The organism is Blautia sp. AF26-2 (genome assembly GCF_003460955.1).
GTDB classification, from domain to species: domain Bacteria; phylum Bacillota; class Clostridia; order Lachnospirales; family Lachnospiraceae; genus Fusicatenibacter; species Fusicatenibacter saccharivorans.
In genome coordinates this window covers 189,203-211,919 of sequence record NZ_QTWD01000003.1, presented here as the reverse complement: position 1 = coordinate 211,919, position 22,717 = coordinate 189,203, and the positions used below count along the sequence as shown (strand labels likewise).

Genomic DNA, 22,717 nt, shown 5'->3' with positions numbered 1-22,717 from the left:
ACGAAGAGGATAGTATATGATAATATTTTTGGTCGGTGGCGAGAGCAGACTGATGGATGATCTGATTACCAAGATGGAAAAAGAAGGACATAAGACGTATCTGTTAACGGGAAAACGGGACAGAAGAGGAAAATACCGCCGTGTCTTTGAACGCTACGATTTTCCTTATGACAGTGTGAGTGTGCAGGAAATATTCTCGAATGTCAATCCGGATCTCGTGCTTTTTCTCGGCGCCTATGATACAAATTATGACTGGAGTGATGCGAGAAAAGAGTCTGTCCGCTATACGGCGGATCTGACCAATATTCTGTCGGCGTATGCATTTAAGCAGGATGGCCGGTTTATTTATTTGTCGTCCGAAGCAGTTTATGGCCGTTCCTACAGCAGTGATATCCACGAAACGGAACCGGCATCCGCGAAAAGCTTTCAGGCAATGGCGCTTCTGCAGGGAGAAAACATCTGCAGAAGCTACCGTGATACCAGAGGGATGGACACGCGGATTCTTCGTTTTGACCATATGTACGGCATTCCGCGAAAAGGAAAAACAGACAGAAATCCGTGTTTTTGGATGACACTGGAAATGCTAAAGACGAATCAGATCGCAGCCAACAGCAGAACTGTTTTTTCCATGATTTACCAGGATGATGCCGTTGCGTTTGCCTATCGCGCAATGATGGAGGAGAGTCCCAAATATCCACTGTACCATATCACATCCGGTGAAGCGATCACACAGATGGATCTGGCGGAGCTGATCCGGCAGAACGCAGACGGCGTGGAGATCCGTGACGATACAGTCGGTGAAGGTTTCCGTCTTGTGCTGGATGGCAGCCGGTATCAGGAAGAGTTTGACGGAAGGATTTTTGTCCCATATGAGAAGGGCGTGAAAGCCGTTGTCACATATATGCAAAAACACAGCAGCTCATTTCTGCAGCGTGATGATGCGGGGGCGGGTTGGGGAAACCGGGTATGGAGTCTGTTGTGCCGGATTTTCCGTATGCTGGTTCCGTACATCGAAAATCTGATTTGTTTTATCCCATTTTTTATGATCAACAACCGTGTAGTCGGCAGCCAGTATTTTTCAAAGCTGGATGCGTACCTTCTCTATGTGTTGCTGTTTGCCATCGTATATGGTCAGCAGCAGGCGATTTTCTCGGCCCTGCTGGCGACTGTGGGCTACTGTTTCCGCCAGATGTACCATCAGAGCGGACTGGAGGTGCTGATGGACTACAGTACCTACATCTGGATGGCACAGCTTTTTATCCTGGGAATGGTTGTCGGTTATATGCGGGATCAGATTCTCCAGATTAAAAAGGATGATGAAGAGGAGATCGGGTATCTGCGCGGACAGCTTGGCGATATGACGGAGATCAATGACAGCAACGTGCGCATGAAACAGCTTTTTGAGCTGCAGCTTGTCAACCAGAAGGACAGTCTTGGAAAAATCTATGAAATCACATCGTCGCTGGAACGCTACGGCGCCTATGAGGTGCTTTTCTATGCGGCGCAGACGATTTCGAAGCTGATGAATACAGAGGATGTGGCAATTTATACCGTCGCCAACCGCGTCTATGCGCGTCTCTTTTCGTTCACATCACCGACAGCGCGGAAAATGGGAAATTCCATCCGCTATCCTGAGATGGAGGCAATGTATGAAGACCTCAAAGAGCATCGCGTTTACATCAACAAAACGATGGATGAGCGCTATCCGCTGATGGCGCAGGCTATTTATGCAGAAGATGAGATGCAGATCATCCTGATGCTGTGGGGACTTCCGTGGGACCGCATGAATCTTGCGGAATCCAACCGTCTGGCGGTCATCAGCTATCTGATCCAGAATGCAGTGGTGCGGGCAAACCGCTATCTGGAAGCGCTGCACGAACACAGGTATCTGGAAAACAGCAAAATTCTCGAAAAGGATGCCTTTACGCAGCTGGTAGCGGCATTTTTCGAGGCAAAGCGAAACGGTCTGACAGAATGCTCACTGGTTCGGATTGTGTGCAGCAGCGAAGATTATAAAAAAGCAGGTGAGATTCTGGAACAGAAGCTGCGTCAGACGGATTATATCGGGATCCTGGATGGCGGGCTGCATGTATTGCTTTCCAATACCGATGAAGAAAATGCGAAAGGTGTGATCTTACGCTTCGGGGAAGAGGGTCTGAAAAGTATCCTTGTGAACAGGGAGGTGGCAGCGTGATGAGCCATGAAACCCTGACTTTTGTGGTTCTGTGGATCGTCAATGCCCTGATCGCCCTGATCTATCTGCTGATCGGAGCTCTGGTTTATGTTCCGGCGTGTGATTTGAAACAAGAGCAGGGAGAAGAGGTGCAATACGATAACCGGAGAGCCTTTTTGATCCGTTTTATCGTCATGGTGCTCTGCCCGGTCGTCGGTCCGGCGTTTTTTCTGTGCAGTTATCTTCTTTTCAAAACCGTATTCCGTCAGGCAGTCGATCTGGAGGATGTTGTGTTTGGTAAGGAACGTGTGCGGACACATCTGAAGGCGGATGAGGAGCGGGAGCGCAACATAGCACCGCTCGAGGAAGCACTTGCCGTCAGCGATAAACGGAATCTGCGTATGCTGATGCTGAATGTGATCCGCGGCGATCTGCAAAAATCGCTGGAATCGATTACTATGGCACTGAACAGCGAGGATTCCGAGACATCGCATTACGCCGCATCGGTGCTCTGCGATGAATTGAACAAGTTCCGCTCACAGGTACAGAAAATGTATACCGGGATGCAGCAGGAAGGCGAAGAAGAGACGGATTACGAGAAGATGATGCTCGACTATATGAACAGAGTTTTAAGCCAGAAAGTCTTTACAACTCTGGAGCAGACGAAGTACGTCAAGATGCTGGAGGAGGCCACAGAATCGCTGTATCGGAAAAACAGAGAGCGGATCTTCGTAAAACAGTATGAGGGGCTCTGCCTCAGACTTCTGGAACTGAAAAAATTTCCGGAAACTGAAAAATGGTGCCGGCGTCTGGTACAGCAGCATGGAAATACACTGGAGGCGTATACGTGTCAGTTAAAGCTGTATTTTACCATGGGTGAAAGAGAAAAGTTTTTTCAGGTGATGCAGGAACTGAAACAATCGGACGTTATTATCGATAATGAAACGCTGGAGCTGATCCGCATTTTCAGTTAGAGCGTGTTTGAAAAATCATTTCCGCGAAAGGAGGGACGAAGAGATGTCCATGAGATGGCTGACAATTTTACAATTTCTGGAAATTTTTGCTGCCTATGGCATCGTAACCCTGTTTCTTCCATGGCGGATCCTTGGGAAGAGGTTTCATCGGTTTTCCGTTGCAGAACAACTGATCGCTTATTTCTTCGCAGGGAATTTTTATATCATTTATCTCGTTTATCTGCTGCAGTTTCTTCGGATCAGCAGCCGTGTGACGCTGCTCCTCGGAACTGCAGGGCCATTCCTTTTTATCTGGATCTGGAAAAGAAAAAAACAGATCCCGGGAGCAATGGAGAGCCTGCTGGTGCGGATCGAACGATTGCTTGATGGAGAGCGGGGCAAAAAGACATCTCTGGCGCAGCTTCGGAGAACCGTTTACGAGCGGTGTTTTCGGGGAAAACGAAAGCAATGGCTGCATGCGCTGCCGGAAATAGCAGTGCTGCTGGCGGCAATTGCAGCGATCACGTATGTGTATGGACCGAATATGGTGGAAACGTTCGGCTACAAAGCAAGTGATATTCCGGTGCACAATTACTGGATCAATGAGCTTGAGCGGAATAATATCTGGGTTGCGGGCGTGTATCCGTATGGATTCCATATTGTGATTTATTATCTTCATATGGTATTTGGAATTCCTACCTATGTGCTGCTTCGGATTTTCGGCGTAGTGCAGACGTATTTTGTGTATCTGGCACTGGTCGCGGCGCTGAAAATGGTGTGCAGGGGAAGGTTTACGCCGTATTTTGGGATACTGTTTTATGTGATGGATATCTTCAACCGGAGTACGTACGCCCGTTTTGAAAGTGCACTGCCGCAGGAGTTCAGTATGATTTTTGTCCTGACCTCTGTCTGTATGGCGATCCGTTTTTTTCAGGAATTTGCAAAAGAACGGAACGGAAACTGCCGCTGGTATCTGGTACAGTTTGCGATTGGATTTTCGCTGACGCTGACCGTTCATTTTTACGGTACGATGGCTGCAGGCCTGTTTTGTATTGGCGTTGCTGTTGGCTTCTGCTTTCGTTTTTTCCGGTGGAACTATTTCAGAAGAATCCTGATTACGGGAATATTAAGCGTCCTTCTCTCAGTCCTGCCGATGGCGGCGGGCGTTGCGATGGGAAAGGGGCTGCAGGGATCGCTGTACTGGGGAATGAACGTCATTACCGGTGATAAAAAGCAGGAGGATGCGGATACAGCAGGTACTTTATCACAGGACGGTGTATCCGACAGTCTGACGGCCGGCGAAGCAGAAAGCAGCGGCAACACAACCAAGAACGGTGAAACCGGTTCTGTGCTCAGCCAGTCCCGGATAGAAGAGCTGCGAAAAGCGGCAGAAGAAAGAATACAAAAGCAGCAGAAACCGCTGTCGGAGAGGCTCAAAGAAAAAGGATCGGCAGTGCGGGAAAGCATCCGCGTTAATGTCATGAATGTAAAACCATATATCGCAGAAATTACGCTGGGAAGTATTGCAATTTTGCTGCTTCTTGGCATCCTCCTGGCAGTGCTGCGTGAAAACGATTTTGCGGGAGCTGTTTTGTCTGCGGCTGTTTATCTGCTATGCATGTGTTCTTTGCAGTGTGCATCGCTGCTGCATCTTCCGGCGCTGATGGATGCCAATCGCTGCGGCATTTTCCTGTGCTATGCCATCTGCTTTGCCTGGGCGCTTGGCGTAGATACAGTGGTGTATCTGGCGATACGCCGGTGGAAGCGAAGATGGCTTGGCGGGATTGCTTCCCTCCTGACACTTGTGACGGCTGTAACAGCCGTTTTATCGCAGGGTCTTATAAGAGAGCCGGTAAAGGTCGGAGCACTGGAAGATAACGGAGCCATGGTATGCGTTACCAATATCTTGCGGGAAAATAAAGATTTTACATGGACAATCTGTTCAGCGAATGATGAGCTTCGCATGACAGAATTTTATGGATATCACTATGAGACCATTACCTTATTAAATCAATTGAAAGATCTGGGGCAGAATCCGGAGATTATAATACCAACGAAATACGTGTATTTTTTTATTGAAAAGATACCAGTTGATTATGGGGAAAGTACGAAACACGAAGAAGTCACAGCCAAGGGAGCGGAAACGCCACTTCCGTTTACCGGTGGACTTCATCCCTACACAGGAGAGAATCGCTGGATCACGATGAGCCATATGTATGAGTGGGCACAGAGGTTCCAAGAGCTTTACCCGAATGAAATGGAAGTTTACTATGAATCCGACAGCTTTATCTGCTATTGCCTTCAGCAGAACGTTAACAGTCCATACAACCTTGCGATTGATTATGGCTACAACAATCCAATGCCAAAGTAGAGAAGACGGGAAAAAACAAAGAGACAGACAGGGCTGAAAAAACTGAAATTTCAACAAAAAAGACTTGATGACAGAAGGAGGAAGAAAAAATGGTTTCCCGCAGAAATTTTGCAGCGATCACAATGCTTATGGCAATCATCCTCTTTTTGTTTCAGGGTCTGAATCTGGCAAAGGAAAAACTGAACCACTATGAAAAAAATGCGTATGCGGCAGAGAAAGAAGATCTGGAAGATGGCAGCGGCGCATTTGGAACAGAAGACGCATCCGGCGAGAAAAACATAACAGGAAGCCGGGGAACGATCGTCTATATCGGAGAAGCCGAGGAGCATTCTGTGGGGGCGGTTGTCTGTGAATGGTGCCGGTATATGAAGTACGAAGCTGCAGTTTATCCATCCATGCGCAAATATGAGCAGGCAATGGAGAAGAAAGGTGCAAAGCAGCCGGAGATGATTGTAGTGAATTCAGAAAGCATCGACTGGACCGCCTTAAAGGATGTCGTAGATCTGCAGAACAGTGTGAATGAGGGGATCCATGTTGTGTTTGCAAATCTCCCGGAGGTGTCTGTGATCCGGAAAAATCAGAAGCTGCGGGAGCTGGTTGGAATTGCAGAAGTAAAAGAGGATTCTACAACCGTAACGGGGTTGGATCTGTATGACAATCTGATGCTCGGCGGAGAAAATATTTACCGGGCCGAAAATAAGGAAGAAGAAAACAGGCAGGATCTTAAGCTTACGTTTCCATGGTTTAAGCTTGGAGATGGAACCAAAACTTATATGAAAGGCTTTCCGGAGGATCAGACGCTGAAAACCCAGGATTATCCGGTTGTGATCTGGCGGAAAAATTTCGGGACAGCCAGTGTATTTGCCGTAAATGGAGATTATATGGGGGATGAAACCGGGCTGGGACTGCTGACGGGAATGGTGTATGAAACCAGAAATTATCTGATTTATCCGGTTGTAAATGCGCAGAATCTTGTTGTGCAGAACTTTCCGTCACTTGCAGAGGAAAATACGGACAAAATGCAGGAGATTTACGGAAACGGAACAAAAGGTGTTAACCGCGATATTGTCTGGCCGTCGATTGCAGCAATCTACAGAAAAAATCATTTCGGTCTTACCTGTATGGTGGCACCAAAACTGGATTATGATGCTCCGGCAGAAGCAGATGGCGAGCTGCTGCATTATTATGCGAAGCTGCTCAACGAAGAAAAAGGCGAGATGGGACTTTCCGGTTTTACAGAATCCGAAACATCCGTAAAGGAAAAATTAGACGAAGATCAGAGCTTCATGCAGAAAAATCTTTCGGATTTTTACTTTTCCTCCTTTTTCAGTGGAAACCTGAGTGAACAGGAGATGGAAACAGCTTTACAGCAGTCTGCTCTTGGGAGTGTCCGCACCGTAGTTAAGAGCAAAGATACGGCTGGCGATCTGGTCAGCTACCTGGATGCACAGACGACACAGCAGAAAATTGTCACGGAAGATACCGGACGTTTTACCTATCGTTCCTGGATGAAAATGAAGAGTATTGAAAGTGCGCTCGGCTATGCCAGTGTAGAGCTGGATTTAAGCAGAGTGATTTATCCGAAAACAGAGGAGGACCGCTGGGAAAAAATCGTCAAAGAATTTGCCTCCAACCTCGGAACCTACTGGCAGCCATTTTCCGGATTTGACGGTACCACGGTTTCCACCTGCGATTCCAGAATCCGCACCTTCCTGAACTTACGCTGCGAGGACGAAAGAGAGGGCGACACCATCACCTTAAAGACCACGGGAACAGAGAAAACTGCGTACTATGTGATTCGGACACACAATGAAAGCGTTGAAAAGGTCACGGGCGGAACGGCAGAAAAGCTGGAGGATTCTGCATGGCTGATCCGCGCGGAAAAGAGTGAAGTAACGATTACACTTCGTGCATCCGACCGGCGGTATTACTATGAAGAGGGGGTGAAAAACGAATGAAAGTCTGTATGGTAGCGGAGGGCTGCTATCCCTTTGTGGTAGGCGGTGTTTCCAGCTGGGTACACAGTCTGATCCAGCTTTTCCCAAAAACAGAATTTATCATCCTCGCCATTGCGGCAAACCGTTCCCAGCGCGGAAAGTATGCGTATGAGCTGCCCCAAAATGTCTCCGCCGTCTATGAACTCTATCTGGACGATGTGGACTGGGGCGGAAGTAAAAAACGACATAAACATCGGCTGAAGAAAGAGCAGTATCAGGCACTTCGAAGTCTGCTTCTTGATCAGGATATCGAGTGGAATGTCCTGTTTGATCTGTTCCGGAAAGAAGATGTTTCCCTGAATGCGCTCCTGATGGGAGAGGATTTTCTGAATGCCGTGAAAGAGTGCTACAACCTGAAATACAGCCAGATCGTTTTCTCTGACTTTTTATGGACTATGCGCTCCATCTATCTGCCGCTGTTTCTCACAATGCAGACCGAGCTCCCGAAGGCGGATCTTTATCACTGCGTTGCAACCGGCTATGCCGGCGTGCTTGGCGCCATGGCAAAGCATTTCTATGGAAGCCGTCTCCTGATTTCGGAACACGGTATTTACACCCGGGAACGCGAGGAGGAGCTGATTAAAGCGAAGTGGGTTGCGGGAATCTACAAAAATATCTGGATTGACCAGTTCCGGAAAATGTCAAAGCTGGCGTACAACGAGGGAACTCTGATTACCTCCCTGTTTGAGCACGCGCGGGAGCTGCAGGTTGAGCTTGGCTGTCCGGTGGAAAAGACGATGGTCACACCGAATGGAATCCGTGTGGAAAATCTTCAGAATATCCCGGGAAAGACCGAAGAGGATACGGGAATGGTGAACATCGGTGCAGTTCTTCGTGTCACACCCATCAAGGATGTGAAAACGATGATCCAGGCATTTGCCTTTGCAAAAGAGCGCGACAGAAGACTGAAGCTCTGGATCATGGGACCATGGGAGGAGGACCGGGAGTATGCCGAGGAATGCTTCCAGCTCGTATCGGATCTGGAAGTTCCGGACGTGGTATTTACCGGAAGAATCAATATCCGGGATTATCTGGGAAGAATGGATGTGACGATTTTGACCAGCATCAGCGAAGGCCAGCCGCTGACGATTCTGGAGAGCTATGCGGCACACAAGCCGGTTATTGCGACAGATGTCGGAAACTGCTATGGTCTGATCTACGGTGAGAGCGATGATTTCGGCGCAGCCGGAATAGTTACGCATATCATGAATATAGAAGAAATCGCACAGGCAATGCTGGATATGGCGGCCGGTGAGAAAAAACGCCTCGAAATGGGAGAAACCGGATACCGCCGTGTTATGCAGAAATACCGTGTGGAATATATGCAGAAAACATACTGGGAGATTTACCGCGATTTTGCGGAGCAGATGGGCCAGAAATGGCAGGAGGAACCGGTAAAGCTGCCGGAAAAACAGAAATAAAATAAACACCGCAAGGTGGAAAGGGGATAGATGGCATGGCAGGAATCGGCGTTCGCCTGAATCGGATTTTTGAAAAAAATACCATTACGACAAATTTGATTGGATTCTCCTACAGTACCGTTGTAACGATTGCGCCGATGATGGTCGTCATTTTCAATCTGATCTTAATGGAGGAGCTGCTCGAATTTTCCAGTGTCGGATATGCTACGCGTGAGCTGTTTTCCTGTACGATTCTCTATATCTTTATTTTTGCGTTACTGACGGCATCACCGTTTAATGCGGTGCTGTCCCGTTATATGTCCGACGTGATCTACGAGGAACGGTATCAGGACATCCTGCCGTGCTATCAGATCGGAATGCTTCTGAATATCGGATTGAGCTGTCTGGTCGGCATTCCGTTCTGTCTGTGGGAGCATTTTGTCGGGAAGGTGTCAACGGCGTATGTATTTTGCAGTTTCTGTGGCTATATCAGCCTGGTGCTGGTTTTCTATTCCATGATTTATCTTTCCATCTGTAAGGATTATCAGAGGATTTCACAGTATTTCTTCTTTGGAATGCTGGTTGCATTTGTCCTGGCATTGATTCTGCATTTCCTCATGAAATGGGAGACGACGCGCAGCATGCTATTTTCCCTGACGGTTGGATTTTTTGTGACGGCAACACTGGAAAACGCCCTGATCCGGCGGTATTTTGTCAAAAACAGTAACCGCTACCGGCCGGTGCTGCAGTATTTCAGAAAATACTGGAAACTGATTTTTTCGAATTTTCTGTATATTCTGGGGCTGTATATCCATAACTTTGTGTTCTGGACAACCGATATGCGGATGGAGCTGGTAAAGAGCTTTGTCTGCAATCAGCCATATGACATGGCTTCCTGCCTTGCCATGTTTACCAATCTCTCGGCATCGATTATTTTCATTGCGCGCGTTGAAATGCGTTTCCATGAGAAATACAAGCTGTATTCCGAGGCGGTGATTGGCGGAAAGGGAGACGATATCGAAAATGCAAAAAAGCGTATGTTCCGCCAGCTTTCCAGTGAGTTGATGACGCTTGCACGCCTTCAGTTTATGATTTCCGTTGTGATATATCTGATTTGCGTGATTTTCCTGCCGCAAGAAGGCTTTTCCGGCATGACCATGAAAATTTATCCGTCCCTTGCAGTTGGATATTTTATTCTGTTCCTTATGTATGCGGAAATCATTTTTCTGTATTATTTCGATGACCTGACCGGCGCAATCCTGACGGCGATTGTGTTCTGTCTTGTTACCTGGATCGGCAGCCTGATTGCTACCCATCTGCCGGCCGTCTGGTATGGAGCTGGGGTCATAGCAGGATCGTTTGCAGGATGGAGCGTGGCGTTTGCGAGACTGCGATGGGTGGAAAAAAATATGGATGCGCACGTTTTCTGCCGCGGAAATCTGATCAGGCACGGGAAAGGAAAGCGCCCATCCGGTCTGGTATTTCAGAGGGCAGAAGAGCAGAAACAGAAGGATGAGATGAAACGATGAGTACAGCGACAATTATAAAGGTTTGTGTGATCCTGGCAGGGCTTGGGATTATGGCAGTGACGTTTGTGCTGCATGCGAAAAAGAAACTGACGATAAATCTGGCGGTTACCTGGGAGCTGCTCGGCCTTGCGGCAATCTTAAGCGGTGCGGTTCCGAAGTTCTCCGGCTGGAGCAGCCGCTTAAGTCTGGGAAGTCTGGCGGTGCTGCTGCTTACCGGGTTCCTTGTCGTGTGGGGCATGTATCAGATGACAATACAGATTTCTTCTCTGCTGATGAAAAATCAGGAACTGGCAATGCAGGTTTCTCTGCTGAACCAGGAGAATGAGAGAATCATAAAAGAGCTGGAACGTCTGACAGGAAAGCAGGCAAGAGACTTATGAAAAAAATACTGTTTGTAATCAATACGCTTGGCCGTGCAGGAGCAGAAACGGCTTTGCTGGAGCTTCTGAACCATCTGGATACAGAGAAATATGAAATTTCGCTGTATGTACTGCTGGGACAGGGGGAAATGATTTCAAGGGTGCCGCCGGAAGTTCATATAAAAAACAAAAGGATCTGTGAGGATTCCGTACTCTCCGGTGCAGGAAGGCGAAAACTGCTGCAGACATCGGTGATGGCATTGTTCCGGCACGGACACACCATGGAAAAAATCAGGTATCTGATGAAGAATCTGCGCGTGATGAAGAAGGCGGGGAAAATTCAGCCGGATAAACTGCTCTGGAGAGTCCTTTCGGACGGGGCAGACCGGTTGGATGAAACCTTTGATCTTGCGGTTGCTTATCTGGAAGGCGGCTCTGCTTATTACGTTGCGGATCACGTGAATGCAAAGAAAAAAGCTGCATTTGTCCATATTGCTTACGGCGATTCCGGATATACACGGGAAATGGACCGCGACTGCTACGAGAAAATGGATGTTATCTATACGGTTTCCGGGGAGACACGCCGCCATTTCCTGGAGTTTTACCCGGAGTATGAAGAAAAAGTGCAGGTTTTTCACAATATCATAGACAGAGAGCGGATCGAGAGAGAGGCTAAAAAGCCGGGTGGCTTTTCGGATTCTTATGACGGTGTCCGTATTTTAACGGTTGGAAGGCTGGCACACCAGAAAGCATATGATATCGCCATTCTGGCAATGAAACAGATCAGAGATGCCGGATACAAGGCGCGGTGGTATGTTGTGGGCGAAGGTCCAGAACGGAAGGCTCTTGAAAAACAGATTGCAGAGCTCAGACTGCAGAAGGACTTTATTCTGCTTGGCATAAAGGAAAATCCGTTTCCCTACTATGCACAGTGTGATCTCTATGTACATGCGACACGGTTTGAGGGGAAAAGCATTGCCATTCAGGAGGCCCAGGCGCTTGGCTGTGCCGTGATTGCGTCAGACTGTGCAGGAAACCGTGAGCAGATAGAGGATGGAGTCGATGGTCTGCTCTGCTTGCTGACCCCGGAGGGCATTGCCCGGAAAATAGAAGAACTGATCGATGATACCGAAAAAAAAGAGCGGATTGTGGCGGCAGCAAAACAGAAAGGGAACGGACAGACAGAGGAAATTTGGCGGCTGCTGGATCTGATGAAATGAGGCGGGAACTATGGAGCAGAAAGAAGTATTACTGATTATTCCGGCATACAACGAAGAAAAAAACATAGGAAAAGTGATGGATCAGCTGGCACAGCCGGAGATCGCGGAGCTGGTAGATGTACTGGTTATGAACGATGCGTCCTCCGATAACACAATCTGGATGGTAAAACAGCGCGGCTATGCGGTAGTAACGCATGTTTTCAATCTCGGTTACGGAAGCGGTCTGCAGCTTGGCTATAAATATGCGATCCGCAGGGGCTACCGGTACGTGATCCAGATGGATGCGGACGGTCAGCATGATGTATGCAACATTCGAAAAATTTATGAAAAACTGAAAGAAAAAGATACAGACGGAAGAACACCGGATATTGTGCTGGGATCCCGTTTTATGGATGGAAGCGCAGAGTTTTCGGTAGGCTTTGCAAAAAAGCTGGCATTCCGCCTATTCCGGCGTATGCTGCACATCGCGACGGGAAGATGGATTGCAGATCCGACGACAGGACTGCAGGGGCTCAGCCGCAAGGCAGTGCTTTATTATTCAAAATACAATCATTTTGATGACAAATATCCGGATACCAACATGATCACACAGATGATGCTGCTTGATTTTAAAGTGGTTGAAATTCCGGCAGTCATGCATATCCGGACCTCGGGAACAAGCATGCATTCCGGGCTGAAACCCATCTGGTATATGACGCGGATGTTCTACAGCGTACTGGCCGTGATTTTCCGGTGTAAGGTTTTAAAGATGGATGCGGGAGCAGGGCGAAAAGATGTGGAAAGAAAAATGGAACCGTTTTCTGAAAAAGCAGAAAACAGCACAGAGCGAACCGGCGAGTGATCCCGCGTTCTCTCGGGCAGATTTTGCAGAGTGTAAAGGTGCGGTACAGAATCCGGGCTGCGGCTGGTACCATTTGTATACGTTTGATGCGGCAAAAACAGACGAACCCCTGTATCTTGCCTGTAAGGAAGAAGAGCTTGTACTTCTGCGGATTGGGATCGGAGCATTTCGAACCGGCAGGATCCCACAGGAGTCGATGGCGTGGGTGCGGAAAATTCTCGCATTTTTCCGGGACCAAAAGAAGGGAATGATCCTTCGGTTTGCCTATGATCTGGAAGGAAAAGGATTGGAACGCGAGCCGGGCAGCATCAAAACCGTACAGGAACATATGCGGCAGCTTGGCGCGGCAATCCGGGAATTTTCGGAAGATATCTATGTTGTGCAGGGAATCCTGATCGGAAACTGGGGAGAAATGCATGGATCCCGGTATCTGACACCGGACGGGTTCCGGACGCTGGTTCGGACTATGCAAGATGCGCTGGAAGGCGCCTGTCCGCTTGCGGTGCGCAGACCCTCCCAGTGGCGGGAGCTGGCAAGAAACTTTACAGAAGAAGAGAAAAAATATCTGACTCTGTATAACGATGGGATGTTCGGATCGGAAACCGATCTTGGTACATACGGTACTCTGGCGATGGAAACACCGGAGCAGGAGCCGCAGAGCCGTGGGGCGGAACTTGACTGGCAGAGAACGGCAATGCGCGGCCGTTTTTGCGGCGGCGAGGCAGTACAGCGTGCAGCCGGAGAAGAGAATGTTTCGGCAGAGGAAGCAATCAGGGATCTGGAAAAGATGCACATTTCCTATCTGAACAGTACGTATGACCTGCAGCTGCTGGAACAATGGAAAAAAGAAACCATAAACGGTGTATCCGGCTTCGAAGCTGTGGGAAAACGTCTTGGTTACCGGTTTGTAGTGGAAAATGTGGAAATTCTTTCAGAAAAAGAGAATCGCATGTGGAAAATGGGGGAAGATTCTTCCGGTCAGATGAGCTTGATGCGGATTACCCTGGAAAACCACGGATTTGCCGGGCTGACGGAAGAAGCCGACTGTTTCCTGGAGATAGAAGAGGAGAACAAAAAGCCGGAAAAATACAGGATCCATACCGATGCCAGAGCCTGGCACAGTGGAGATACCACCATACTTTGCCGGCAAATCAAACTGCCTGCGGTGGCAGAACCAAAAAAAATGTTTCTGGCATTATACCGCAGGCGGGATGGGCGTCCGCTCCTGTTCGCCAATCAGAATGCGGAAAGCGGGCGTGTGTTTCTGGGCACGTATCAGAGCAGCTTTTCCAGCTTCAGTGTTCCGAGCCGGAATCCGTAAGAATCATGGGAAAACGTGTTGGCAGGCTGGATTTCCCGCCAAAGTGACGGATCGGTCATCCGAAAATATACCGTATAAGTTCCCTTTTCCAGCTCACGGAACGGAAGGGAAACCGAAAGCTCTGTGGTATTTTTTGGGAGCCAGAATCTGGAATCCCCGGAAAGCGGGAAGGAGAAAACCTTGCCGTCATCGGAAACCAGGGTGATTTCCAGATTAAGTCTGCGGTAGCCGACGGAAAAGCCGACATTTTCAAGTTCTATGTTCAGCCGGGACTGATGCAGGGTGGTGTTACGCGCCACATAGCGGTAACCCATATGGCGCGCGATATAGTCGTAGCCGGAGATACCGTCAAAAACAGAGACTTCATCGTGGTAAACCGAATTTTTCCATTTATCCAGAACCACCAGGTCATGCTCCGAATTCAAATAAGAAACATGCATCCGGGAGAGATCCGAAAGGGCATGGTCAAAGTCATTGAAGGGATTGTCGAGAATCACCTCGCCGCCGTTTGGGACGAAATTGCAGAGCCTGTTCTGAAAGTCCAGCTCATCCTCGCGCACCCAGGCAGAGCGGTAAGCATCCGCAGAGGCAGGCGTATCTCCGTATGTGCCGGTGTCGTTTGCTGTTCCGAGCATTCCGTCATTGAAAAGCCCGAGGCGGGAGGAAAGTGAGCCGTCAAAAGCAGTTTCTGCGGAAGGCAGTTCTGCTGAGTTCAGAATCCTCCGTCGCTGTACCGGTGTGCGGACGGACAGAAAAATCGAAGGATCGATCACGTCTGCCAGATGCTGCATCAGAATGGAGCAGTCTTCATCGGACAGATGGTCGGAGCCATTCATCTCTCCGCAGTTACCGATAAAAATGCCCTGGATCAGAAAAACACTGTCCGTGTAGCGGTTTACGATTGCAGCAGTCTGATCCATGTGGCGCAGAATCTGGTCGAGGCTTTGCGGTTCCGATTCTTTCGCTTTGCCGTCCCAGTCGTACAGAAAGCGCAGAATCATCGAATTTCCGTGTTTCTGCCAGGAGGACAAAATCGTGTCAAGCTGTGCAAGTGCCGGATCGGAAATATCCTGATCGGCAAACCGGCGCAGATTCAGCTCCAGCATCACAAGTCCGGGTGTCTCTTCGGGATTGGAATCCGGGTCGGGAAGATTGGAGAGTGTATCGTTTCCGAGAACGTAGCCGTACATCGAATAAAATCCGATATATGGATTGGACAATTCATCTGCGGATTCCGTACACGCTTCCGGTGTATAACTGACATGATAAAAAGCGCAGATGCAAAGAAAAGCAAACAGGATGAGAAACAACAGGAGCAGAAGCGAGAATAAAATACGGGAAAAAGCTCTTTTTTTCATAAAAATCCTTTCTGATCAGGCAGATATAAGTCCAGTGACAAAAGCATTTGCGATCGCCTGGTTTTCTGTAAAAACGGTGCCGTATCATCCCATCATACCATTTCGAAACAGTAAAAACCAGAAAAACAGCAGAAAAAAGTAATGAGAGTACATAACAAAGAAAAGGAGGACATCATGCGGATTAAAAATCTATTTCGAAACAGCTTTTTCAGTATGTTTTCGCAGTTTGCACTCCTGATTCTTGGATTTTTCAGCCAGCGGGCGATGAATCTGTATATGGGTGCGGAACTTGTCGGCATGAACGGAGTCATTTCCAATGTTATCAACATCCTGTCCGTGACAGAACTCGGCATTTCGACAGCCATTGTTTATCATCTGTACGGAGCACTTGCAAGGAAGGATGAGCATGAGATTGCATCGCTGATGAACCTGTACCGGAAGGCGTACCGTATTTTTGCGGTGATTGTATTCACGGCGGGAATGCTGCTGCTTCCGCTGATTCATCTGTTTATGAAAAACAACAGCTACTCCCTGACGTATATTCGGATACTGTACGCTATGTGGCTGATTCGCACGGTGCTTTCCTATCTGCTCACCGATCGAAAATCGCTTTTAATTGCAGACCAGAAGGAATACATTGCGAGTATCGCCGGCCTGATTTTAAATGTTGTAAGCTATCTGGCGATTATTCTTCTTGTGACATATCAGCAGAATTATCTTCTGGCACTTGGTATTGGGATTGTGACAGAGGTGATGCTGAACATCTGGATTAACTGGTATGTGGAACGGAAATATCCGTTCCTTCATCAGCTGCGGAAAGAAAAAGGTTCCTCTTTCTTTAAGGAGCTGATCTTAAAGGATCTGAAAAACGTGTTTATCTCCAGGGTTTCGGACAAAATGCTGAACTGTACCGATAACCTGATTATCTCCGGGTTCATCGGCGTCGGTACAGTAGGACGGTATGCGAACTACAGCATGATTACGCAGGCAATTATCAATATTCTTACGATTCTTGCCAACACGATTCAGCCGACCATCGGGGATTATTTTACCGAAAAGAATTATCGGCGGAACTATGAAATTCTGCGGCAGCTGACCTTTGTGTTCTTCTGCATTTCTTCCGTCGTGGCAGTGGGACTTTTTTCACTGATTACTCCGTTTATCTGCGATATCTGGCTGAGTCCCGCGTATGAGCTTGGATGGGGAACAGCAGTGCTTTGTATTGTGGTGCTGCTGATCAAAATCACGGGACTGCCGCTCAGTCTTATGATGGGGGTAACAGGACTGTTTGAAAAAGAAAAAAATGCAGGCGCATCAAGTGCGGTTCTGAATCTGGTCGTATCGCTTGCACTTGTAAGACCATATGGCATGACAGGAGTCCTTCTTGGAACCTTACTTTCCTATTTGCTGCAGATCTCCTATCGCTACGTTATCTTTTTCCGGGATTTTCTGGGAATGAAAGAGGAAGCGATACGCTATGCGAGGGATCTGGGCGAATACACTGCGGTGATGATCCTGGAAGTCGCAGTGACGCGAAGGATCATACCGTTGATCTATGGAAACGGTGGAATGACGCCATTTATCTTCTGTTTTGTCCTCTGTATTCTGGTGCCGCTGGCACTAAATGGTGTGTTCTTTGGAAGAGGCTGGAGACTCCAGAGTATTGTGAAAATGGTGCGGGGAATGAAAAGAAGCGGAAGCAGATGATTTTTTGCGGCAGCCTGTCATTTGAAGGCTTACCGCCCGGAAGAAATTTTGCGAAAAAGTGCCATGATACGCCAGAAAAACGGGCGGATGGGGCGCAGGAACAGCCAGAGAGAGGAAAGCATGCGGTAGACCGGATGAGAGACAGAAAACGATTTCCCGTTGCGCACAACACCGGTCATCTTCCCACGGATCTGATCCGGGCGGAGCGGCCCTTCGATTTCGGTCTGGTTGTCCCCGACCAGATAAAAGCCATCCGAAGTGATACGGCAGATCCGGTGAAGTACAAGGATGCCCTGTTCGCGGCGGTAAAGAATGATATCGCCGCGGCGGAGAAGATGAATCGGATACGCCTCAATGACGGCCTCATCCCGTCCGGGATGAAAAAGCGGATACATGCTGTAGCCCTGCGGCTTCAGCCGGATCGCGGAGCCGTCTTTTAAGAGCTGTTCAATGTCGTAGGTATACATATGGAAACTCCGTTCTGAAAAAAAGATAGATTTATTATAGCATCTCTTTTCCAGAGCGAAAAGACAGAAAGGAACAAAAAATGAGAATCAGAAGACAGGAAGGATATCTGCTGCAGAAAATCGGAAAAACCGTTTATCTTTTGCCCTATGGACAGAAAATTGCGGACCAGAAGCGTGGAATGGAACTGAATGAAACGGCGCTGAGATTATGGGAAATGCTGGAACAGCCGCAGACGGTGGAAGCACTGACAGACAGGATGGCCGCATATTATGAGATCCCAAAAGAGGAGCAGGGAGAACTGGCGAAGGATATAGAGGCATTTGTACAGGAACTGCTTGTATTTGGCGCTGTGCGCCGGGAACTGGGCTGTCCGAAGGGAAGCTGTGAGGGGCGGCTGCATATTGCGGGAATAAAAATCGAAGTCTATGGAGAAAAAGGATGCATTCCGAAGCAGTTTGATGCATTTCGCATGACAGATGGCGGAAATCCGGAGAAAGCAATCCCGGATCTTATCCTGGAACTGGCAGAACGTCTGCCAGGGAGCCGTCAGAACGGAACCATTCTGATCCGCAACAGGGATCTGACGGTTGCCATCTGGGAGGAGGGCTATGTTTTCCGGTTCGATACACTGAAAAATATTTACGAAATCTGGATGAAAGAAGACGGCAGTTATGCGCGGATTTATTATCGCTGCCCTATCAACGAGGAAGAGCAGGATTCCCTCTTCCTTGCAATCCGCCCGGTATTTCTGTTTCTGGCGCAGCGAAGGGGAATGTTTGCACTGCATTCGGCATCCCTTTTGTATCTTGAAAAAGCCTGGCTGTTTTCCGGTCCGTCGGGGATGGGAAAATCAACCCACACGGCACTCTGGAAAAAATTGTTTGCGACACCGTTTCTGAACGGGGATCTGAACCTGATCGGAAAAGAGGGAGAGAAATTCGTTGTCTATGGCATCCCGTGGTGCGGAACATCAAAAATCTTTACGGCGGAGAAAAAAGAGCTGGGTGGAATTGTACTGTTGGAAAAGGCGCCGTCGGAAGAACTGGTTTCTCTGACAGAAGAACAGAAAACGCTCCGCGTGATGCAGCGCATGATTTCCCCACCCTGGACCGCAGAGCTGATGGTAAAAAATTTAAAATTCGCAGAAGCGGTTGCAAAGGAAAAGCCAGTTTACTTCCTGCGATGCACAAAGAATGACACAGCGGCGGAAACGATACGGCGGCAGATCGAGGAGGATGAAAAAAGGCAGAAAGCAGGATCGGACGATTGTATGAAAAATATGAAAAAAAGGATTCCAAAGGAACAGGCGCAGGAGGATGAATCATGAAGGAGCTTCGGCAGAAGATAGGGAAATACCTTCAGGCAGAAATGCTGCAGAAGATGTGGAAGGAATTTCGCTGGATTTTTCAGTACGCCAGAAGGTACTGGAAAGCCATGCTTTTTTATACGGCGCTTGGCATTTTCGGAACCGGTGTTTCACTGGCATCGAGTGTGATCTCAAAGGATCTTGTCGATATCATCACAGGCCACCAGACAGGAAAGCTGATTCAGACCTTTGCGCTGATGATAGGATTTTCCTTTGGAAATACCCTGATTTCCCAGGCGACCAGTTATGCCTCGACGATGATTAACCTGAAAGTAGACCGGGAAATCCAGAATGACATTTTTGAAAAAATTCTGGTGACGGACTGGGAATCCTTAACCACTTATCACACGGGCGATCTGGTTACACGCTGGAGCTCGGACGCATCGAACATTTCCGGAGGTATTCTGAACTGGCTGCCGAATCTTGTGATTTACACGGTAAAATTTATCAGTGCACTGGCAGTTGTTGTTCATTACGATCCGACATTTGCAGTCTTTGCACTGCTCGGAATCCCGTTCAGTGCCCTGCTGTCGCGCCCGCTGCTGCGGCGTATGACAAACAACAATCAGCGGAGCGCACAGATGAGCGCGAAGCTGTACGGCTTCAACCAGGAGGCATTTTCCAACATTCAGACGATTAAGGCATTCGATATGATCCGTTTTTATGTAAATCGTTTGAAAAATCTGCAGCAGGACTATATCAAAATGCGGCTCGATTTCCAGAAAATGTCCATTGCAACATCACTTCTGATGACGCTGATCAGCTACGTTGTTTCCTACAGCTGCTATGGCTGGGGAATTTACCGTGTCTGGAGCGGAGCAATTTCCTATGGAACGATGACCATGTTTCTGTCCCTTTCCGGTACGCTGACCGGTGCGGTCAACTCTTTGGTGAGTCTTGTGCCGTCGGCGATATCACTCGGCATTTCAGCCGGCCGTTTGATGGATATCGTAGAGATGCCGCAGGAGGATTACAGTGCGGATGGCGAAGTAGAATGGTTTGCGGAGAAATATCAGTCGGGAGGCATCGGACTTAAGATGCAGGATCTTTGCTATACGTATCACACAGGGACGGAAGTGTTTTCGAATGCTTCGATGGAAGCGTGGCCGCATGAGATTATTGCACTGGTTGGCCCGTCGGGAGGGGGGAAAACAACCATGCTCCGCCTGATTTTGTCCCTGCTGCGTGCGCAGGAGGGGGAAGCCTGGATCGGTGCAGGAGAGGAACCATCGCAGAGGCTTGCCCTGTCGCCGTCTACGCGAAAGCTGTTTTCCTACGTGCCGCAGGGAAACACGATGTTTTCGGGAACAATAGCGGAAAATATGCGGAATGTGAAGCCGGAAGCAACGGAGGAAGAGATTATGGAGGCATTAAAGCTGGCATGTGCCTGGGATTTTGTGGAAAAACTGCCAGACGGTATTGAGAGTATGGTGAAAGAACGCGGTGGCGGATTTTCAGAAGGGCAGGCACAGCGGCTTTCGATTGCGCGCGCACTGCTTCGGAAATCACCGATTCTGCTGCTGGATGAAGCAACCTCAGCACTTGATGTGGCGACAGAGCGGAAGGTGCTGAACAATATTATGACGGATACGTATCCGCGAACCTGCATTGTAACGACACATCGGCCTACGGTACTCGGGATCTGTACGAGAGTGTATGCGATTCGGGATAAGAAGTGCGAAGTGGTGGGTGAAACGGAGATCGCGGAGATGGAGAAGGATTTTTAAAGATAAAAAAAGAAAAAGCAATGGGGACGCACCTCATTGCTTTTTCTTTTGATAACTTGCTGAAGATGAATCGGTAATTTTAGCACTAACAACCGCAAGACCTGGCTCTGAACAGTTATCAAAGTTTTTAGAGCAGGTTTGCTTTTTAGCTTACCGAGTAGGTGAAGCCGGTCATCTTCAGATCGTCGATGCTGGTTCCGTGATTTAAATGGATACCAATCGTCAGCGGATTTGATGATGTGCTGGCAAAGGTAAACGTAGCAGTCTTTCCGGAGCAGGATGCCTGTACAGATGCATCATCCGTTTCCGCCTGATCAACCGTGTCGTTGAACGTAATGTTCAATGTGATCGTTCCGTTAATACCTGACCAGTCTGCCATTGCAAGACCTTTACCGCCATTTGTGCCCCAGCGATCCCACACGCCGTGGTAAGTAACATTCAGAGTTCCTTGGCCGCTTGCCGCATAAACGCCTTCTGCCATTCCGGTGTCGATAGAGACAACAGGTTTTTTATAAGTTTTAGTCATAGGTCAGTAATTTCCTTTCTTGTGAAAATTCTTTTTATTACAAAATTATTATAGAAATAAAATCACACACATGTCAATAGATCTGAGGTAAAAAATTACAATTTTAATTAAAATACATGTTGCTTTATAATCTGTCACGTGAACGAACAGAAAAACAGTTTTTTATTTCTCAAACTGTGATTTTTCCGGAAACAGGATAGAAAATGCATGGTTTAATTCTTGTTTTACTTTTTCATATGGGATTTCAAAGTTGCTGTCGTTGATACAAATACATTTTGACTTCTGTTTCGTAATCGTCTTTACCAGCTCCGGGTTTTCCGGCTGCAGATTAAAGTATCGGCAGAATTTATGAATATTCTTCGGAACAAAATTTCCGCTCAGCTTCTGATATTCCCGCAGAACATACTGACTGATATCTTCTTTATGACGGAAAGGATGGCAACAGACATGATGCAAAAGCTCTTCTTCGTTTTTCCAGAAGAAACGGTAGGACTCTTTTTTTAGCGGGGATGGTCCGTGTACGGTATAAAATCCGGTAAACCGCGGAAATGCCATTTCCAGAAGATTATATCCGAAATACATCAACGGATAGCCGGGATGAAAATATGCGCCCGGCTGTTTCTTCATATTTTCCCGTTTATCGAAATATTTGGCGAGAACCATCGCATTGTTCAGATAGACATACGGCATAATCTGGTCATCTGCATTTGCAACATCTGGCTGAAGCGCAAGCATGTCAACAGGTCTTTCGTCTCTAAAAAAATCTTCCGGAGAAACTTTTTTTATGAGAAACATATCATCATTGAAATAAACAAAATTTTCTGTCAGCCATTCAATGCGATGAAAATTCCACTCAATCGGATGGGAACTAAAGGTAGGAAGAAATTCCGCAGGAATAAAATCCTCGTGCCGCACAATATGCAGTTTGGGATGCTCTTCCTTTAACCATTTCGGCAGATGCCCATAGGTTATAAAATGAATTTGGTTGACCCATGGTGCAAATGTTTCAACACCACGGAACCAGTATTTCAAAATATCCCAGTCGCGATATCTTGCGGTACTGTTATCCAGAGATTCATCCACAAAGATTCCCTGCTTTCTTAAGGTTTCCTGCCGCTGCATGTCCCAGACAGGATCTGACCCGTCTACCCATGTAATCACAAAATCAATTTTAGGAGTTTTCATTTGCTGTGATCCTTTCGTACAGTGTTATGTGTGGCTTGTTTGTATTATATTAAAAAAATTACAAAAACTGATATTTGTATAATTTTATCACAACATGTACTGGCGTACAATGAAAGAGTGGTGAAAGAAGGTTGACGTTCTGTATATTATCCAATGCGTCGTAAAACCGCTTGCTTTAGCTATGGGGATATAAGACGCGTCCATCGAATTTACGCA

17 protein-coding genes are annotated in these 22,717 nt (G+C 47.8%); 13 read left to right on the top strand and 4 right to left on the bottom strand.

Annotated features, from left to right (window positions below; genetic code table 11):
- Window positions 1-16: 16 nt before the first annotated feature.
- From DWY63_RS06130 to DWY63_RS06085, 10 genes are all read left to right on the top strand, one after another.
- A complete protein-coding gene (locus tag DWY63_RS06130; RefSeq protein WP_117801627.1) occupies window positions 17-2,194 on the top strand; it encodes an NAD-dependent epimerase/dehydratase family protein in 2,178 nt (725 codons plus the stop codon).
- On the top strand, window positions 2,194-3,147 hold the full coding sequence (locus DWY63_RS06125) for a hypothetical protein (protein ID WP_117801626.1): 954 nt from the start codon (window positions 2,194-2,196) through the stop codon (window positions 3,145-3,147). The genes DWY63_RS06130 and DWY63_RS06125 overlap by 1 nt, the downstream gene beginning before the upstream one ends.
- Before the next feature lie 43 nt (window positions 3,148-3,190).
- A complete protein-coding gene (locus DWY63_RS06120) occupies window positions 3,191-5,497 on the top strand; it encodes a hypothetical protein (protein WP_117801625.1) in 2,307 nt (768 codons plus the stop codon).
- Between the two features lie 89 nt (window positions 5,498-5,586).
- Window positions 5,587-7,455 (top strand): DUF2194 domain-containing protein, encoded by a 1,869-nt coding sequence (locus DWY63_RS06115; RefSeq protein ID WP_117801624.1) that lies wholly within the window; start codon window positions 5,587-5,589, stop codon window positions 7,453-7,455.
- The gene (pelF, locus tag DWY63_RS06110; protein ID WP_117801623.1) at window positions 7,452-8,915 is read left to right on the top strand and encodes a GT4 family glycosyltransferase PelF; all 1,464 of its coding nucleotides are present in this window, start codon (window positions 7,452-7,454) and stop codon (window positions 8,913-8,915) included. The genes DWY63_RS06115 and pelF overlap by 4 nt, the downstream gene beginning before the upstream one ends.
- A gap of 35 nt (window positions 8,916-8,950) precedes the next feature.
- Window positions 8,951-10,423: an exopolysaccharide Pel transporter PelG gene (pelG, locus tag DWY63_RS06105; RefSeq protein WP_117801622.1), complete on the top strand. Its 1,473-nt coding sequence runs from the start codon at window positions 8,951-8,953 to the stop codon at window positions 10,421-10,423.
- Window positions 10,420-10,803, top strand: coding sequence for a DUF2304 domain-containing protein (locus DWY63_RS06100; RefSeq protein ID WP_117510144.1), 384 nt, complete (start codon window positions 10,420-10,422; stop codon window positions 10,801-10,803). Before pelG ends, DWY63_RS06100 begins: the two co-directional genes overlap by 4 nt.
- Window positions 10,800-12,002, top strand: coding sequence for a glycosyltransferase (locus DWY63_RS06095; protein WP_117801621.1), 1,203 nt, complete (start codon window positions 10,800-10,802; stop codon window positions 12,000-12,002). The genes DWY63_RS06100 and DWY63_RS06095 overlap by 4 nt, the downstream gene beginning before the upstream one ends.
- A 10-nt stretch (window positions 12,003-12,012) precedes the next feature.
- A complete protein-coding gene (locus DWY63_RS06090) occupies window positions 12,013-12,843 on the top strand; it encodes a glycosyltransferase family 2 protein (RefSeq protein ID WP_117510142.1) in 831 nt (276 codons plus the stop codon).
- Window positions 12,776-14,164 carry a DUF4874 domain-containing protein gene (locus tag DWY63_RS06085; RefSeq protein WP_158555017.1) on the top strand — a complete coding sequence of 463 codons (1,389 nt, stop codon included), beginning with the start codon at window positions 12,776-12,778 and terminating at the stop codon, window positions 14,162-14,164. The genes DWY63_RS06090 and DWY63_RS06085 overlap by 68 nt, the downstream gene beginning before the upstream one ends.
- Here the strand turns inward: DWY63_RS06085 and DWY63_RS06080 are convergent.
- Window positions 14,119-15,522, bottom strand: coding sequence for a DUF4832 domain-containing protein (locus tag DWY63_RS06080; protein ID WP_117801620.1), 1,404 nt, complete (start codon window positions 15,520-15,522; stop codon window positions 14,119-14,121). The two genes, DWY63_RS06085 and DWY63_RS06080, sit on opposite strands and share 46 nt — an antisense overlap.
- A gap of 141 nt (window positions 15,523-15,663) precedes the next feature.
- Between DWY63_RS06080 and DWY63_RS06075 the strand changes: the two genes are divergently transcribed.
- Window positions 15,664-17,229: a lipopolysaccharide biosynthesis protein gene (locus DWY63_RS06075; protein WP_117801619.1), complete on the top strand. Its 1,566-nt coding sequence runs from the start codon at window positions 15,664-15,666 to the stop codon at window positions 17,227-17,229.
- 29 nt (window positions 17,230-17,258) lie between these two features.
- Here the strand turns inward: DWY63_RS06075 and DWY63_RS06070 are convergent, their stop codons facing one another.
- The gene (locus tag DWY63_RS06070) at window positions 17,259-17,696 is read right to left on the bottom strand and encodes a S24/S26 family peptidase (protein WP_117801618.1); all 438 of its coding nucleotides are present in this window, start codon (window positions 17,694-17,696) and stop codon (window positions 17,259-17,261) included.
- An 80-nt stretch (window positions 17,697-17,776) separates the two neighbouring features.
- Here DWY63_RS06070 and DWY63_RS06065 point away from each other — a divergent pair, with 80 nt between their 5' ends.
- The gene (locus DWY63_RS06065) at window positions 17,777-19,024 is read left to right on the top strand and encodes a PqqD family protein (RefSeq protein ID WP_117801617.1); all 1,248 of its coding nucleotides are present in this window, start codon (window positions 17,777-17,779) and stop codon (window positions 19,022-19,024) included.
- Window positions 19,021-20,790: a peptidase domain-containing ABC transporter gene (locus tag DWY63_RS06060; protein WP_117801616.1), complete on the top strand. Its 1,770-nt coding sequence runs from the start codon at window positions 19,021-19,023 to the stop codon at window positions 20,788-20,790. The genes DWY63_RS06065 and DWY63_RS06060 overlap by 4 nt, the downstream gene beginning before the upstream one ends.
- A gap of 145 nt (window positions 20,791-20,935) precedes the next feature.
- Here DWY63_RS06060 and DWY63_RS06055 read toward each other — a convergent pair whose 3' ends face one another.
- Window positions 20,936-21,316 carry a hypothetical protein gene (locus DWY63_RS06055; RefSeq protein ID WP_117801615.1) on the bottom strand — a complete coding sequence of 127 codons (381 nt, stop codon included), beginning with the start codon at window positions 21,314-21,316 and terminating at the stop codon, window positions 20,936-20,938.
- A gap of 162 nt (window positions 21,317-21,478) precedes the next feature.
- A complete protein-coding gene (locus DWY63_RS06050) occupies window positions 21,479-22,501 on the bottom strand; it encodes a stealth family protein (RefSeq protein ID WP_117801614.1) in 1,023 nt (340 codons plus the stop codon).
- Window positions 22,502-22,717: the final 216 nt, after the last annotated feature.